We start from the raw sequence: 14,453 nt of genomic DNA on the forward strand, positions 1-14,453 counted from the left end.
GCCGCAGGCGCAACGGCGAGAAACCCGAAAACGTCGCCCCAGGCAAAGCGCAGCGGAAGGGCAACGGCGACAAACCCCCACGGCGGGAAAGCCGACAACGTGGGAAGCCAAGCCAACCGCCGCGGAAGCGTGGCAAGGTGGCCCCATGACGCTGATCACGCTCGGAGTCGTCGCACTGGACTGCCCAGACCCCCATGCGCTCGCCGGTTTCTACGCCGAGATGCTCGGCTGGCAGGTGAGCGAGGACACGGACGAGGACGAGGACGACTGGGTCGAGGTCGCCGGGCCGGACGGCCGCGTCCTCGCGTTCCAGCAGGTGGCGGACTACCGGCCGCCGCAGTGGCCCGGCCAGGACGTACCGCAGCAGGTGCACCTCGACTTCGACGTACCGAGTGCGCGGATCGACGAGGCGGAGCGCAGGGTCGTCGCGCTGGGCGCCACGCTCGTCCAGCACGACGAAGGGGTGCGCAACTTCCGGGTCTACCTCGACCCCGCCGGGCACCCCTTCTGTCTCTGCCTCAAGTAGCCGCCGGCGCCGGGCCGTCCAGCTGCTCGATCGTCGCGTGCGACGGCCCCCGCCGGCGCTGCTCGGCGCGGGCCACGTCCTCCGCGGCGCGGAGCACCCGGACCGCGTTCTGCCAGGTGAGCTTGGCGAGGTCGGCCTGGGACCAGTTGCGGTCCAGCAGTTCGGCGATGAGGTTCGGATAGCCGGCGACGTCGGCGAGGTCGTCGGGGGTGAAGGCGGTGCCGTCGAAGTCGCCGCCGATGCCGATGTGGTCGACGCCGGCGACCTCACGCATGTGGTCGAGGTGGTCGGCGACGGTGGCCGCGGTGGCCTTGGGCCGCGGGTTGTCGGCCTCGAAGGCCCGCTGGACCGCCATGCCCGCCTCGGTGGTGTCGAGGTGGTGCAGCCCCCCGTGCACGCGCATGTTCTCGTCGGCGCGCTGCGTCCACTCGACGGCCTCGGGCAGCACGAACTTGGGGACGAAGGTGACCATCGCGACACCGCCGTTGGCCGGCAGCTGGCCGAGTACGTCGTCGGGGACGTTGCGCGGGTGGTCGCAGACGGCGCGCGCCGAGGAGTGCGAGAAGATCACCGGCGCGGTGCTGGTCCGCAGCGCGTCGCGCATGGTGTCGGCCGAGACGTGCGAGAGGTCGACCAGCATCCCGCAGCGGTTCATCTCCCGGACGACCTCCTCGCCGAAGGCGCTCAGGCCCTGGTGGCGCGGCTCGTCGGTGGCGGAGTCCGCCCAGTCGATGGTGTTGTTGTGGGTGAGCGTCATATAGCGCACCCCGAGGCGGTGGAGCGTGCGCAGGGTGGCCAGCGAATTGTTGATGGAGTGGCCGCCCTCGGCGCCCATCAGCGAGGCGATCCGGCCCTCGGCGCGGGCCGCCTCCATGTCGTCGGCGGTGTGCGCCAGCCGCAGGTCGTCGGGGTAGCGGTCGATCAACTGCCGTACCGCGTCGATCTGTTCGAGGGTGGCGCTGACCGCCGTGTCGCCCGCGTATTCGGCGCGTACGTACACCGACCAGAACTGCGCGCCGACGCCGCCGGCCCGCAGCCGCGGCAGGTCGGTGTGCAGATGCGCGGACTGGTCGACGGCGATGTCGCGCCGGTCGAGGTCGTAGCGGACCTGTTCGCGCAGCGCCCAGGGCAGGTCGTTGTGGCCGTCGACGACGGGCCAGCGGGCGAGCAGGTCCCGGGCAGCGGTCTCGTAGGGGCTCACTTGGCACCGCCGAAGCCGAAGCCGCCCGGGGTGGCGACCTTGTTGCGCAGCCGCTTGCCCTTCTCGGTGGCCTGCTCGTTCAGCTCCTGCTGGAAGTCGCGCATCCGGGCGAGGAGATCGGGGTCGTGGGCGGCGAGGATCCGGGCGGCGAGGAGTCCGGCGTTGCGGGCCCCGCCGACCGAGACCGTGGCGACCGGCACACCGGCCGGCATCTGCACGATGGACAGCAGCGAGTCCATCCCGTCGAGGTACTTCAGCGGGACGGGGACGCCGATGACCGGCAGCGGGGTGACGGAGGCGAGCATGCCGGGGAGGTGGGCGGCTCCCCCGGCACCGGCGATGATCGCCTTCAGGCCGCGGTCGGCGGCGTCCTCGCCGTACGCGATCATCTCGCGCGGCATGCGGTGCGCCGAGACGACGTCGACCTCGTAGGGGATCTCGAACTCGGCGAGAGCCTGGGCGGCGGCCTCCATGACGGGCCAGTCGGAGTCGGAGCCCATGACGATGCCGATCACGGGGTTCGCGGCTGAAGTCATTCGGTGATTGTTCCTCGCAGGTAGCCGGCGGCGTGCGCGGCGCGCTCGCGCACATCCGCCAGGTCGTCGCCGTAGGTGTTGACGTGTCCGACCTTACGGCCGGGCTTGACGTCCTTGCCGTACATATGGATCTTCAGCTGCGGGTCCCGGGCCATGCAATGCAGATACGCGGAGTACATGTCGGGGTAGTCGCCGCCGAGGACGTTGGCCATGACCGTCCAGCGGGCGCGCGGGCGCGGATCGCCGAGCGGGAGGTCGAGCACGGCACGGACGTGGTTGGCGAACTGCGAGGTGATCGCTCCGTCCTGGGTCCAGTGGCCGGAGTTGTGCGGGCGCATGGCGAGCTCGTTGACCAGGATGCGGCCGTCGGCGGCCTCGAAGAGCTCGACCGCCAGATGGCCGACGACCCCCAGCTCCTTGCCGATCCGCAGCGCCAGCTCCTGCGCCTGACCGGCCAGCTCGGGGTCGAGACCGGGCGCCGGCGCGATGACGGTGTCGCAGACGCCGTCGACCTGGACGGACTCCACTACCGGGTAGGCGACGGCCTGGCCGTGCGGTGAGCGGACGATGTTCGCGGCCAGTTCGCGGACAAAGTCGACCTTCTCCTCCGCAAGGACGGGCACCCCGGCGCGGAAGGGTTCCTCGGCCTCCTTGGAGGAACGTACGACCCATACGCCCTTGCCGTCATAGCCGCCGCGGACGGTCTTGAGCACCACCGGGAAGCCCGCCCCCTCGGCGGCGAAGCGCTCGACGTCCGCCGGGTCGGAGACGATGCGGTGGCGCGGGCAGGGCACACCGATCGCGTCCAGCTTCGCGCGCATCACCCCCTTGTCCTGGGCGTGCACCAGCGCGTCGGGACCGGGCCGCACGGGGATGCCGTCGGCCTCCAGGGCCCGCAAATGCTCGGTGGGAACGTGCTCGTGATCGAAGGTGATCACATCGCAGCCGCGCGCGAAGGCCCGCAGCGTGTCCAGATCGCGGTAGTCGCCGATGACGACATCGCTGACCACCTGGGCCGCCGAATCCTGCGGAGTGTCACTGAGGAGCTTGAACTTGATGCCGAGGGGGATACCCGCCTCGTGGGTCATACGGGCGAGCTGACCGCCGCCGACCATGCCGACTACCGGGAACGTCACGCCCCCCAGGGTATCCGTCCGGCACCGCTGCCCCGACCCCGGCTTGGATGATCCTCTGAATTCGCACGTTCGAAGATCGCCGCCTGGAGACCGGCACCGGCCATTAGTCTCGGGCACGGGTGTGCGACCGGTGCCGGGCTCGGGCCCGGCCAAGGGGAGGCCGGATGGAAAGCAGTGGGTTACCGAGGGGCGGCAGGGCGCTGGTGGTGCTCGTCGCGATCGCCGCGCTGGTGATCGCCCTGCACTCGGTGTTCAGCCAGCTGTCCGCGTCCACGGTCTATGACGCGGGCGACACCGAGATCTCGGTCCCGGCCGGTGACCGCTTCAGCGTGCGGGTCCCCGACGACCCGGCCGGCCGCTACCGCTGGATCCTCGCCCCGCCCCGCCCCGATCCGGCCGTCCTCGCGGCCGCCGGCGAACGCACGGCCTCCGACGACCCGCCGTCCGGCACGGACCCGGTCCGCTATCTGGACTTCGAGGCGGTCCGCCCGGGCCGTACGGACCTGCGGCTGCTGCGCTGCCGGCGCTGCACCGACGGCGCCGAGGAGGCGGGCGCCCGCACCCTCAACTTCCGTGTCACCGTCGGCTGACCGCGGGCGCCGGGAGCCTAGGCACCGGTTGGCCAGGCTGCGGGCACCGCCATCCGGGCGTGGTTAGCATGAGGGTCGCGGACCAGGGTTGACGGCCGCGACATCGCCCACAAAGGGGAGCTGAACGACCACCATGAGTGAACGGAGCGCACTGCGGTCCCGGCTGGAGGCGCTCACTCGGGAGCTGGTGAAGTTCGGTGCCGTCGGCGGTGCGGGTGTCGTGGTGAACTTCGCGGTGTTCAACCTCGTCCGGCAGCTGACCGAGGTGCCCGTCGTCCGGGCCAGCATCATCGCGACGGTCGTGGCGACCGGCACCAACTACCTCGGCTACCGCTACTTCACCTACCGCGACCGCGACAAGCAGGGCCGCACCAGGGAACTGACCCTCTTCCTGCTGTTCAGCGCGGTCGGCCTGATCATCGAGAACGGCCTGCTCTACGCCGCGACGTACGGCTTCCACTGGGACAGCCCGCTGGAGAACAACGTCTTCAAGTTCCTCGGCATCGGGCTCGCCACGCTCTTCCGCTTCTGGTCCTACCGCACCTGGGTCTTCCGCACGCTGCCCGCGCGGGAGGCGATAGAGACCGCCGAGTCCTTCCTCGCCGACGGCTCGCCGCGGCCGCGCAGCGGCTCGCGGAAGTAGCCCGGCCCGGGCGGCCGGCCCCTCACCCGTCGGCGGGCTCCGCCTCGCGGTCGCGGGCCAGGAACAGGGCGAAGACCGGCGGGTCCTGCTGGAGCAGCTCCAGCCGGCCGCCGTCCGCCTCCGCCAGGTCCCGGGCGACGGCCAGTCCCAGCCCCGTGGAGTTACGGCCGGAGACGGTCCGCTCGAAGACCCGCGAGCCCAGGTCCGGCGGCACCCCCGGCCCGGCGTCGGTGACCTCGACGACCGCCTGGTTGCCGGTGACGCGGGTGCGCAGGGCGACCGTCCCGTCGCCGTGCATCAGCGAGTTCTCGATCAGCGTGGCCAGCACCTGGGCGACCGCGCCCGGCGTGCCGACGGCCCGCAGCCCCTTCTTGCCGGAGCGGACGATGGCCCGCCCCGCGCTGCGGTAGGCCGGCCGCCACTCCTCGATCTGCTGCTTGACCACCTCGTCCAGGTCGAAGGCGACCGCGGAGCCGCTGCGCGGATCGCGCGAGTTGGTCAGCAGCCGCTGGACGACGTCGGTCAGCCGCTCCACCTGCGCCAGCGCGATGGTGGCCTCTTCCTTCACGGTCTCCGGGTCGTCGGTGGCGGTGATCTCCTCCAGCCGCATCGACAGCGCGGTCAGCGGCGTACGCAGCTGATGGGAGGCGTCCGCGGCCAGCCGCCGTTCGGCGGTCAGCATCCGGGCGATCCGCTCGGCGCTGGCGTCCAGCACATCGGCGACCCGGTCCAGCTCCTGGACGCCGTAGCGGCGGTGGCGGGGGCGCGGGTCGCCGGAGCCGAGGCGCTCGGCGGTCTCGGCCAGGTCGGTGAGCGGCGCGGTCAGCCGGCGGCCCTGGCGGACGGCCAGCACCACGGCCGCGAGGATCGCCAGCACCGCCACGGCCAGGATGACCAGCAGCGTCCGCCCGATCTCCGAACTGACCGTGGAACGGGACTCCTCGACCGTGACGGACTCCCCGCGGTCCCCGTGCTGCGTCGACTCGATGACCTCGCCCGAAGGCCGCTGCCCGATCTCGATCGGCGGCTTTCCCGGCACCTTGATCTCGGCGTACCGCTTCGCGGTGATCTGCTCGGAGAGCACGCCCGGGGTGATCTTCTCGCCGCTGCCCAGCCGGCTCTCCACGATCCCGACGAGCCGGACCGCCTCGGACGCCACGCTCTCCTGCGCACCGGCCTGGATCGTGCGGGTCTCGACGATGACGAGCGAGACGCCGAAGACGGCGATCACGACGAGCACCACGGCGAGCGTGGAGTTGATCAGGCGACGGCGCACGGGCCCCTAGCTCTTTTCGAAGCGGAAGCCGACGCCACGGACGGTGGCGATATAGCGGGGGTTGGCGGCGTCGTCCCCGAGCTTCTTGCGCAGCCAGGAGATGTGCATGTCGAGCGTCTTCGTCGACGACCACCACGTGGTGTCCCAGACCTCGCGCATCAGCTGGTCGCGGGTGACGACCCGGCCGGCGTCCCGCACCAGGACCCGCAGCAGGTCGAACTCCTTCGCCGTGAGCTGGAGTTCCTCCTCGCCCATCCAGGCGCGGTGCGACTCGACGTCGATCCGTACGCCGTGGGTGGCGGGCGGCTGCTGGGGCTCGGCGGTGGAGCCGCGGCGCAGCAGGGCCCGGACGCGGGCGAGGAGTTCGGCCAGCCGGAACGGCTTGGTGACGTAGTCGTCGGCGCCGGCGTCCAGGCCGACGACGGTGTCCACCTCGTCGGCGCGGGCCGTCAGCACCAGGATGGGGAAGGAGTGGCCTTCGTTGCGCAGCCGGCGGGCGACCTCCAGGCCGTCCATACCGGGCAGCCCCAGGTCCAGGACGACGAGATCGATATTGCCCCGGAGACCGGCGTCGAGCGCCGTCGGGCCGTCCTCGCGCACCTCGACTTCGTAACCCTCGCGGCGCAGTGCGCGGGCGAGCGGCTCCGAGATGGACGCGTCATCCTCGGCGAGCAGTACACGGGTCATGGCCCGATGGTAGTCCGATGTATCGCCGCCGAGAGGCGGACCAGCACGGATGACCGGTGGCGGACGGTTCCTGCGCGCGGGGCCGCGGCGGGCCGCGAACGGCCCCCGCGCGCACGGGCGGGCGCGGTCGCCCACAGGGGCGTACGCGGTTCCCTGCATCAGTGTGAGCGTTCTCTCAGGAACGCCAACGGCGGGTGAACGGGACGTATGGTGGCCGGAACGTCCAACGCACAACCACTGGGGCCGTGACGCCACTGACGTCATCGGTCCCTCGTTGTGTGCGGGGCTGGCACGACCAGTCCCGAGCACAGTGAACGACCTGTCGACCGGGTCCGCCCGCGCAATGCAGCACGGGGGGCGTGGATCCCGGTGTCGGACCGCTCTGCCGGTGCGTCCTCGGCCGATTGCCGAGGGGCCCGGGACCTTGGGACGTGGGGCCGGCGGATCCGTGCCGGTGCCGGTCATCCCCCACCGGGCGCGTAACGGCCTCCGCACGCGTCCCGAGCAGCAAGGAAGCACCATGGCGTCCAGCCTGACGAAGGACGCGGCCCAGCAGGTCAACCCTGCAGACGGCGGCAAGACCTTCTTCGGCCACCCTCGCGGTCTGGCCCCCCTCTTCATGACCGAGATGTGGGAGCGCTTCAGCTATTACGGCATGCGCGCCCTGCTCGTCCTGTACTTGATCGCCGGCGGGCCCGACGCGAAGTCCGGAAGCCAGGGCGGCGGCCTCGCCATGCCCGAGGCCAAAGCGGTGGCCATCTACTCCGTCTACGTGGCGATGGTGTACCTGCTCGCCATGCCCGGCGGCTGGATCGGCGACCGCATCTGGGGGCCGCGCAAGACCGTCGCCATCGCGGGTGGCGTGATCATGGCCGGTCACCTGGTGCTGGCCATGCCGGGCCAGGCGACCTTCTTCGCCGGTCTCGCGCTGGTCGCGATCGGCTCCGGTCTGCTGAAGTCCAACATCTCCACGATGGTGGGCCACCTCTACGACGGCCCGCAGGACCCGCGCCGGGACGGCGGCTTCACGATCTTCTACATGGGCGTCAACGTGGGCGCCTTCGCCGCTCCGCTGGCCATCGGCCTGGTCGGCCAGAACGTCAACTGGCACCTCGGCTTCGCGATGGCCGCCGTCGGCATGGGCATCGGCCTGGCGTTCTTCCTCATCGGCAGCCGGCACCTGTCGCCGATCAGCAGCACGGTGCCGTCCCCGCTGGCGGCCGAGGAGCGCAGCGCCCTGCTGCGCAAGGGCCTGACCTGGCTGGCCGTCGCGGCGGTCTTCTACGGCGTCGTCGTCGGCACCGGCAGCTTCACCATGAACTGGATCGTCCTCCCGCTGACGCTCCTGGGCCTGGCCATCCCGGTCACCGTGCTGGCGCGCATCAAGCGCGACAAGGAGCTCACGACCGCGGAGCAGACCAAGGTCAGCGGCTACATCTGGTTCTTCGTCGCCGCCGCCGTGTTCTGGATGATCTTCGACCAGGCCGGTTCGACGATGTCCACCTTCGCGGAGAAGAAGACCGCGGACACCGTCTTCGGGATGTCCTTCCCGTCCTCCTGGTTCCAGTCGGTCAACCCGCTGTGGGTCATGGCCCTCGCCCCGGTCTTCGCCTCGGTGTGGCTGAAGCTGGCCCGGCGCAACCGCGAGCCGAGCACCACGGTCAAGTTCTCCATGGCGATGGTCCTCATCGGCTTCTCGTTCGTCGTCTTCGCCTACGCGATGAGCCAGACCTCGGACGGCGGCAAGGTCAGCCCGGCGTGGCTGATCGCCATCTACATGGTCCAGACGATGGGCGAGCTCTGCCTCTCCCCGGTCGGTCTGTCGCTCACCACGAAGATGGCACCGCAGAAGTACGCCAGCCAGATGCTCGGCGTCTGGTTCCTGGCCGTCACGGCCGGTGACTGCATCACCTCGCTGCTCTCCACCGCCGGCGCGGACCTCAGCGGTACCGGGGTGGTGGCGACCGAGGCCGCCCTCGCGCTGCTCGCCGGGCTCGCGGTGTATGTGTCCCGCAAGAAGATCATCGCGCTCATGGGAGACGTGCACTGATCCGCGTCCGCAGCTGACGCGTTCTCGTACGCGGGGCCCCGCCGCACCGGATGGTGTGGCGGGGCCCTCGTCGTGGCGGCGGGCCCTTCGCCGTATCGCAGGTCAGCGGCGCAGCCGCCGCCAGGGGGTGAAGGCGAAGCCCGCCCCGCCGAGCAGGACGAGGGTGCCGGCGAGGAGGCCGAGGGCGGTCAGCGCGCCGTGGTCGCCCGCACCGGTGTCGGCGAGGCCGCCGCCGGATCCCGCGGTGGAAGTGCCGCCCGAGACGGTGGCCGGTCCCGCCGCGCCGCCGCCCGACGCCTCCGCACCGCCCGACGAACCGCCCGCCGTCCCGCCGGAGGCGCCGCCCGGCTGCGCCGCGGTGTCCAGGGTGAGCGAGACGCCCGGGTCCTTCTCCGGGGTGCAGGTGGTGGTCGTTCCCAGGGCGTTGACGGTGAGCACGCCGGGGGTCAGCGTGGCCTTGCCGGTGGCGCCCGGTGTGTAGGTGCCCTTCAGGTCGGGGATCTCGATCGGGTCGCCCGACTTGATGGGCTCGGGGTTCGTCGGCCCCTCGACCTTCACCGATCCCTTGTCCGCGCCGCCCACCTTGACGTCCATCGACGGCTTGACCGAGTCCTTGGGGATGTCCGCCGGGCTGTCCATGACGGACTTCTTGAACTGCACGGTCAGGTCGTAGCCGCCGCCCTTCTTCACGGCGTTGATCTGCACCGGCGAGGTCGCCTTCTTCTCCCCGATGGGGGTCTTGCAGGCGTAGGGGACCTTCACTTCCTCGCCCTTGTACGCGGTGCCGTCGGGGTCGCCGCCGGAGCCGCCCGAACCGCCGGAGCCGCCGGAGCCTCCCGTTGTGCCCGCGCTGGTGCCGCCGTCGGTTCCGGCGCTGGTGCCGCCGTCGGCGCCGCCGGTGGTGGTGCCCCCGCTCGTCGTGCCGCCGCTCGTCGTGCCCCCGTCGGAGCTGCCCCCGGAGGCCGTGCCACCGGAAGACGTGCCGCCGGAGGACGTGCCGCCGGAATCGCCGCCGCCGTCGGTCACCGTGAGGGTGACCGCGGGCTTCACCGCTTCCACGGGCGAGCACTTGGTGTCCGTGGAGATCGGCTTGTTGACGTTGATGTTGTAGAAGCCGGGCGTCAGCGTGAGCTCACCGGGCTTGGTCAGCTTCAGCTTGCCCTTCATGTCGGACAGCTTCATCGGGCTGCCCTTGGGGATCGGCGGGTTCTCCCGCGGTCCCTGCATCTGCAGTTCGCCGGTCTGCGCCCCGGCGACCGTCAGCGTGCCGGTCGGCTGGACGGTGTTCTCCGCCAGGTCGAGGATGTCGGGGTTCTTCGACGCGGCCTCGACGGTCTTCCAGACCACCTCGATCTCGTCGCCGACCTTCGCGGTCGCGGGCGCGCTGACCGCCACCTTCGTGGTGCCCACGATCGGCGGCAGCCCCGATATCGGCGGCGGCAGACACTTGGTCCGGTACGACACCTCCGCCGCCTGGGCGGTACCGGCCGCGGCCACGATGCCCGCCCCCGCGAGCACCAGCGCGGCCGCCGAGGCCACCGCGGCTCTCCTCCGTTGCCTCATCACGCAGAACCTTTCGACGTCGGTCGTTCGGTTGATGTGGTGGTGGACGGTGCGGTGTCCGGGGTGAACCACGGCAGCCGGGCCCCATCGCCGGCCGGTGCGGCAGCGCTCCGGCCGGTCCTGCGTGCCCTGCGGCTGCCGGTGGTGCGTACTGCCCTGCGGCTGCCGGGCGGACGTCCGGCCGTACGGCCGCCGGTGGTGCGTGGCGTACGGCGCGGGCGTACCCGGTCCACGACCGCCATCCCGATGCGGAACACCGCCGTCGGGACGACCACGCACAGCAGCACCCAGAAGAGCGTCACGCCCCAGGGCCTGCCGACCCCCCAGGGCTGCTCGACCAGGACCCTGCCGCCGTACTTGAGGGAGACCAGGTAGTCCCCGTGCGCGCCGGCCGCCAGCTCGACCGGCAGTCTGACCTCGGCCTTCTTCCCTGCGGGGAGGGTCCCCCGCCACTGCTGCTCCTCCCACTGGGGTGCGAAGACACCGTGCGAGGTGCCGACCTGGAAGACCGGGTCCTTGGCCGGCGCCGCGCCGAGATTGCCGACCGTGACGGCCAGTTCGCGCTGCGGCGGGGCGCCGAACCAGGTCAGCAGGCCGCTGCTGCCCGCCAGTCGCGGCGGGGAGAGCACCGTCAGCCGGCCGCCGGTGCCCTCCTTCGGCAGCGGCGCCACCGGGTGGCCCGCCACCTTGAACGCGGCATCCGCGGCGGCCGCCGCACCCGTCACCGTCGCCACATGCACCACGCAGGGGCAGGGCTTGGGCGGCTCGGCGACCGGGAGGCGCCTGCGGAAGGCGCCGTGTGCGTCGGTTCTGACGGCCCGTCCGTCACCGTTGGCGCAGGCGTTGGTGCCGCCGATCATGTTCTGCCCGCAGATCAGCAGCGTGAGCAACGCCTTGGGCCGCCAGCCGCGGCCGGTCACAGTGATGCCGCCGCCCTTGCCGGCCTCCTTCTGGGAGAGCCGCACGGTGGGCTCGCCGTCGGAGCGGGCGCGCGCACCGGCGGGGGCGGCGGGCAGCACGGCCAGCGCCAGCGCCGCGCAGAGCGCCACTCGCAGGGCCGTAGCGGCCCTCGCCCGGACCCCGGACGCCCGGCGCCGCGGACCTGCGCCCGTCCTCCGGTACGCCCCGGCGCCGGCTCCGCCACCCGCCGCTGACCTGCCCGTCTCCCCGTTCACGACCGCGCTCCTGACCCCGTGCCCGCCAATTCCCCTGCCGCATCGGCCCCTTCGCCGCCGGACGCCCGGTCCTCGGCGGCCGCGCACCGCTCATCCGGCGGCCGGGCCGCGCCCCGGGCACGCCGCCGTACGGCCACCGCGCCGCCCGCCGCCGCCACTGCGAGCGCCGCCCCGGCGACGGCGCCCCACGGAACCGCCGCGTACGAGGCCGTCGCGGACCCGTGCGCACCGCCCTCGGCCGTCACGGTGAGCCGTACGTCCACCACGTCCAGACCGGGCGGATCCGCCCATTTCTCCGTCAGATCGAGGCTCTGGCCCGGCCGCAGGGTGACCGGCAGGGTGCGGGCGGCGCGCCGCAGCACGGGCCCGGCCACCCCGTCGGCGCGCACCGACAGCCGCGGGGTGAGCGCCGTGTTGCCGCGGTTGACCAGCGTGTACCGGATGACGGCCGCGCTGCCCCGCCCGCGCACCGCCATGTGCTCGACGGTCAGCGCGGACAGCGCCGGCCCGGTCACCCGCAGATGGACCGGTACGGCGGCCCGTCCGCCCCGCCGTCCCGCGCCGGTGGCGACCAGCGCGCCCGGGCGGTCGCCGGGGACCGCGTCGTGCGGCACGGTCACCGTGAACGGGACGGTCGCGCGGGTGCGCGGCGGGATCCGCACCTCCCGTACGGCGAGCGCGATCCACGAGCCGGTACCAGAGCCGCGCAGCCGTAAGGTCACCGCCCGGCCGGTGGGGTTGCCGAGGGAGAGCCGGTCTTTCAGCACGGTGCCCGGCGCACCCTCCAGATAGAAGTACGGGCGGTCCTGCGGGCTCGGTTCGGCGCCGTCACCGGGCGCGGGCGCGGCGGACCAGCCCGGCCCGGCGGGTGCGGCGGCCGGCCCGGCCCCGGCCTGGGCGGGGCACAGCAGCACGGCGGCGGTCGCGAGGATCGCACCGCTGACCGCTGTGCGGCAGCAAAACGGCATCGGCGGCTCCTGGTGGTCATGGGGGTACCTCCCATGCCGTTCAGGCAATGGGGGAACGTGCGGCGGGCGGGAGACGGGTCACACCCGCTGCCGGCGGCGGGTCAGCCAGAGCGTGCCGGCCGCGCCGGCCAGCAGCACCGTGCCGCCGAGGGTGCCCAGCGCGAGTGCGGAGTCCGCGGGTCCGGTCTGCGGCAGCCGCCCTCCGGAGGAGCCGCCGGCGGCCGCACCCCCGCTGCCGCCGGACCCCTTGGCGTCGAGGGTCAGCGAGGGCCCGGGGTTGTTGCTGGGGGTGCAGGTGGTGGTGGTGCCCAGCGCCTTGATGGTGAGCGTGGAGGCGGTGAAGGTGACCTTGCCGCTGCCCTTGGGCGTGTAGGTACCGCTCAAGTCGCTGATCTTGATGGGGGTGTTGGCCGGTATCGCCTTGTCGTTCGGCGGCCCGGCGACCGGCACCGTGCCGCTCTCCGCGCCGCCCAGCTTGATCAGCGCGCTCGGCTTCATCGCACCCTTGCCCAGCTCCACGGGGCTGGAGGAGACGCCCTTCTCGAAGGACATCACCAGCTTGTACGCTCCGCCGCTGGGGGTGCTCCTGATGTCGATGGGCGAGACCGCGCCCTTGTTTCCGATCGGTGTCCTGCACTGGTAGTTGACGTCGACGACCTCGGCGTGGGCGGCCGGCGCGGTGAGCATCACCGCGGACCCCGCCGCCATCGCCACGGCAGTGGCGACTCCGGCCGCCCGGCGCGGACACCTGCCGTGCTGTTCGCAGAAGCGGGCCACGTTCCGTTCCCCTTCTCCCGGAGGGCGCACCGCCGGACGTTACTGACGGCACATCAGATTGGCCGCTCAAGGTACGCCGGGGACCTTGCCGAGGGAAGGCACTGCACAGCCCCGATCCCTGCGGCCCGGGAGCGGCGGGGAAAACCCGCCTCGTCTACGCCGGCCGCGGACCCGCCGTACGGCAGGGGGCGTAGACGACACAGCGCGGGCCCGCCGGGGGCCCGCGCTCGTCTCTTCTCTGCCTGTCTCTGCCTGCTGCGCCCGTCAGGACGGCGCGGCGAGCTCCGCCCAGACGGTCTTGCCGGCGCCGTCGGTGTTGCGCACCACACCCCAGTCCAGGCACAGCCGCTGCACGATGAACATGCCGTGACCACCGGGGCGGCCCGGACGGTGCGGGCTGCGTGGTGCCGGCGAGCCCGCGCCGAGGTCGCTGACCTCCAGGCGCAGCACCTTGGCCGTGCAGCGCAGCCGCAGCTCCTCGGGCCCTTCGGCATGCAGGCAGGCGTTGGTGACCAACTCCGAGACGACGAGCAGCACATCCTCGGCCGCGGCGCGCTGATCGGCGTTGGCGGCCGGCAGCCAGCCCCAGTCATTGAGGGCCTGCCGGGCGAAGTCACGGGCCCGCGCCACCGCGCCTCGGGTGCCCGCCAGGCGCAGCCGGCGGATCTGGCCCGCCGGCATGGCGGTGGCCGGAACGGCGGCGGAAGCACCGGCGCCGCCCGACTCCGGGCCGAGATCGCCCGGCGGGTACGGCCGGGTGGTGCTCATCAGCGCTTCACCTCACCGATTCGCCTATTCACGGAGAACAGATACTGACTGATTGCAACGGATTCAGGTGTCTCCTGCCCGACCGGACCGTGAGAACACCCACTTCTTGGGTACGGAAGTTGTGACACGTACTACGTGCCCGGATTGCATCGTTCCGGGCATCGATGCCATGTCAGTCGGCCAGGGCCGCATCAAGAGAGTCGTGCACCGTGAAAACCGCCTCCGCGCCGGTGATCTCGAAAACCCGGGCGACCACGGGCTGCATCTCCGCCAAGTGGACCCCGCCCCCTTCGGCCTCCGCCCTCAGGCGCGCACCGAGCAGCACATTGAGGCCGGTGGAGTCCATGAACTCAAGGCGTGAGCAGTCCACCACCAGGCGTGCATAGCCGTCGTCCACGCAGCCTTCCAGTGACTCACGCAACAGATCCGCGGTGTGGTGATCAAGCTCACCCGTCACCGTCACGACCGCGCTGGCGCCGTGATGGCGGATCTCGACGTGAAGCCGCCCCCGGCTTGCACTGCCGACCGTCCCGCGGTCCATGCGCGCGCACCCCTTT

General features: G+C 72.2%; 15 protein-coding genes. 4 read left to right on the forward strand and 11 right to left on the reverse strand.

Annotation, left to right across the window (positions count from 1 at the left end; genetic code table 11):
* Positions 1 to 145 precede the first annotated feature (145 nt).
* The gene (locus tag ACWD6P_RS30690; RefSeq protein WP_451447433.1) at positions 146 to 526 is read left to right on the forward strand and encodes a VOC family protein; all 381 of its coding nucleotides are present in this window, start codon (positions 146 to 148) and stop codon (positions 524 to 526) included.
* Here the strand turns inward: ACWD6P_RS30690 and ACWD6P_RS30695 are convergent.
* The 3 genes from ACWD6P_RS30695 to ACWD6P_RS30705 are packed head-to-tail and all read right to left on the reverse strand — an operon-like array spanning position 519 to position 3,378.
* Positions 519 to 1,727, reverse strand: a complete 1,209-nt coding sequence (locus ACWD6P_RS30695) for a dipeptidase (RefSeq protein ID WP_451447434.1) — start codon at positions 1,725 to 1,727, stop codon at positions 519 to 521. The two genes, ACWD6P_RS30690 and ACWD6P_RS30695, sit on opposite strands and share 8 nt — an antisense overlap.
* Complete coding sequence (gene purE / locus ACWD6P_RS30700; protein WP_451447435.1) at positions 1,724 to 2,263, reverse strand: 5-(carboxyamino)imidazole ribonucleotide mutase; 540 nt, start codon at positions 2,261 to 2,263, stop codon at positions 1,724 to 1,726. The genes ACWD6P_RS30695 and purE overlap by 4 nt, the downstream gene beginning before the upstream one ends.
* Positions 2,260 to 3,378, reverse strand: a complete 1,119-nt coding sequence (locus tag ACWD6P_RS30705; protein WP_451447464.1) for a 5-(carboxyamino)imidazole ribonucleotide synthase — start codon at positions 3,376 to 3,378, stop codon at positions 2,260 to 2,262. The genes purE and ACWD6P_RS30705 overlap by 4 nt, the downstream gene beginning before the upstream one ends.
* A 185-nt stretch (positions 3,379 to 3,563) precedes the next feature.
* Between ACWD6P_RS30705 and ACWD6P_RS30710 the strand changes: the two genes are divergently transcribed.
* Together ACWD6P_RS30710 and ACWD6P_RS30715 are read left to right on the forward strand one after the other, a co-directional pair.
* The gene (locus tag ACWD6P_RS30710; RefSeq protein WP_451447436.1) at positions 3,564 to 3,989 is read left to right on the forward strand and encodes a protease inhibitor I42 family protein; all 426 of its coding nucleotides are present in this window, start codon (positions 3,564 to 3,566) and stop codon (positions 3,987 to 3,989) included.
* Between the two features lie 133 nt (positions 3,990 to 4,122).
* Positions 4,123 to 4,632, forward strand: coding sequence for a GtrA family protein (locus ACWD6P_RS30715; protein WP_451447437.1), 510 nt, complete (start codon positions 4,123 to 4,125; stop codon positions 4,630 to 4,632).
* A 22-nt stretch (positions 4,633 to 4,654) separates the two neighbouring features.
* Here the strand turns inward: ACWD6P_RS30715 and ACWD6P_RS30720 are convergent, their stop codons facing one another.
* The gene (locus tag ACWD6P_RS30720; protein WP_451447438.1) at positions 4,655 to 5,908 is read right to left on the reverse strand and encodes an ATP-binding protein; all 1,254 of its coding nucleotides are present in this window, start codon (positions 5,906 to 5,908) and stop codon (positions 4,655 to 4,657) included.
* Between the two features lie 6 nt (positions 5,909 to 5,914).
* Positions 5,915 to 6,595, reverse strand: coding sequence for a response regulator transcription factor (locus tag ACWD6P_RS30725; RefSeq protein ID WP_451447439.1), 681 nt, complete (start codon positions 6,593 to 6,595; stop codon positions 5,915 to 5,917).
* A 520-nt stretch (positions 6,596 to 7,115) separates the two neighbouring features.
* Between ACWD6P_RS30725 and ACWD6P_RS30730 the strand changes: the two genes are divergently transcribed.
* Positions 7,116 to 8,645, forward strand: coding sequence for a peptide MFS transporter (locus tag ACWD6P_RS30730; RefSeq protein ID WP_451447440.1), 1,530 nt, complete (start codon positions 7,116 to 7,118; stop codon positions 8,643 to 8,645).
* 102 nt (positions 8,646 to 8,747) lie between these two features.
* Here the strand turns inward: ACWD6P_RS30730 and ACWD6P_RS30735 are convergent, their stop codons facing one another.
* The 6 genes from ACWD6P_RS30735 to ACWD6P_RS30760 all read right to left on the reverse strand — a co-directional run bounded on the left by ACWD6P_RS30735 (position 8,748) and on the right by ACWD6P_RS30760 (position 14,437).
* The gene (locus tag ACWD6P_RS30735; protein ID WP_451447441.1) at positions 8,748 to 10,208 is read right to left on the reverse strand and encodes a hypothetical protein; all 1,461 of its coding nucleotides are present in this window, start codon (positions 10,206 to 10,208) and stop codon (positions 8,748 to 8,750) included.
* Complete coding sequence (locus ACWD6P_RS30740; protein WP_451447465.1) at positions 10,208 to 11,263, reverse strand: hypothetical protein; 1,056 nt, start codon at positions 11,261 to 11,263, stop codon at positions 10,208 to 10,210. Before ACWD6P_RS30740 ends, ACWD6P_RS30735 begins: the two co-directional genes overlap by 1 nt.
* 116 nt (positions 11,264 to 11,379) lie before the next feature.
* Positions 11,380 to 12,351, reverse strand: coding sequence for a COG1470 family protein (locus tag ACWD6P_RS30745; protein WP_451447442.1), 972 nt, complete (start codon positions 12,349 to 12,351; stop codon positions 11,380 to 11,382).
* A gap of 78 nt (positions 12,352 to 12,429) precedes the next feature.
* Positions 12,430 to 13,128: an LPXTG cell wall anchor domain-containing protein gene (locus ACWD6P_RS30750; protein ID WP_451447443.1), complete on the reverse strand. Its 699-nt coding sequence runs from the start codon at positions 13,126 to 13,128 to the stop codon at positions 12,430 to 12,432.
* Between the two features lie 264 nt (positions 13,129 to 13,392).
* Positions 13,393 to 13,896 (reverse strand): ATP-binding protein, encoded by a 504-nt coding sequence (locus ACWD6P_RS30755; protein WP_451447444.1) that lies wholly within the window; start codon positions 13,894 to 13,896, stop codon positions 13,393 to 13,395.
* A 172-nt stretch (positions 13,897 to 14,068) separates the two neighbouring features.
* Positions 14,069 to 14,437 (reverse strand): STAS domain-containing protein, encoded by a 369-nt coding sequence (locus ACWD6P_RS30760; RefSeq protein ID WP_451447445.1) that lies wholly within the window; start codon positions 14,435 to 14,437, stop codon positions 14,069 to 14,071.
* Positions 14,438 to 14,453 lie beyond the last annotated feature (16 nt).

It is taken from the genome of Streptomyces sp. NPDC002446, assembly GCF_053595675.1.

Coding starts and splice junctions, on each gene's coding strand:
- purE (WP_451447435.1), bottom strand. CDS start 2,263: ATGACTTCAGCCGCGAACCCCGTGATCGGCATCGTCATGGGCTCCGAC.
- ACWD6P_RS30760 (WP_451447445.1), bottom strand. CDS start 14,437: ATGGACCGCGGGACGGTCGGCAGTGCAAGCCGGGGGCGGCTTCACGTC.
- ACWD6P_RS30730 (WP_451447440.1), top strand. CDS start 7,116: ATGGCGTCCAGCCTGACGAAGGACGCGGCCCAGCAGGTCAACCCTGCA.
- ACWD6P_RS30715 (WP_451447437.1), top strand. CDS start 4,123: ATGAGTGAACGGAGCGCACTGCGGTCCCGGCTGGAGGCGCTCACTCGG.
- ACWD6P_RS30705 (WP_451447464.1), bottom strand. CDS start 3,378: ATGGTCGGCGGCGGTCAGCTCGCCCGTATGACCCACGAGGCGGGTATC.
- ACWD6P_RS30755 (WP_451447444.1), bottom strand. CDS start 13,896: ATGAGCACCACCCGGCCGTACCCGCCGGGCGATCTCGGCCCGGAGTCG.
- ACWD6P_RS30745 (WP_451447442.1), bottom strand. CDS start 12,351: ATGCCGTTTTGCTGCCGCACAGCGGTCAGCGGTGCGATCCTCGCGACC.
- ACWD6P_RS30690 (WP_451447433.1), top strand. CDS start 146: ATGACGCTGATCACGCTCGGAGTCGTCGCACTGGACTGCCCAGACCCC.
- ACWD6P_RS30725 (WP_451447439.1), bottom strand. CDS start 6,595: ATGACCCGTGTACTGCTCGCCGAGGATGACGCGTCCATCTCGGAGCCG.
- ACWD6P_RS30710 (WP_451447436.1), top strand. CDS start 3,564: ATGGAAAGCAGTGGGTTACCGAGGGGCGGCAGGGCGCTGGTGGTGCTC.
- ACWD6P_RS30735 (WP_451447441.1), bottom strand. CDS start 10,208: ATGAGGCAACGGAGGAGAGCCGCGGTGGCCTCGGCGGCCGCGCTGGTG.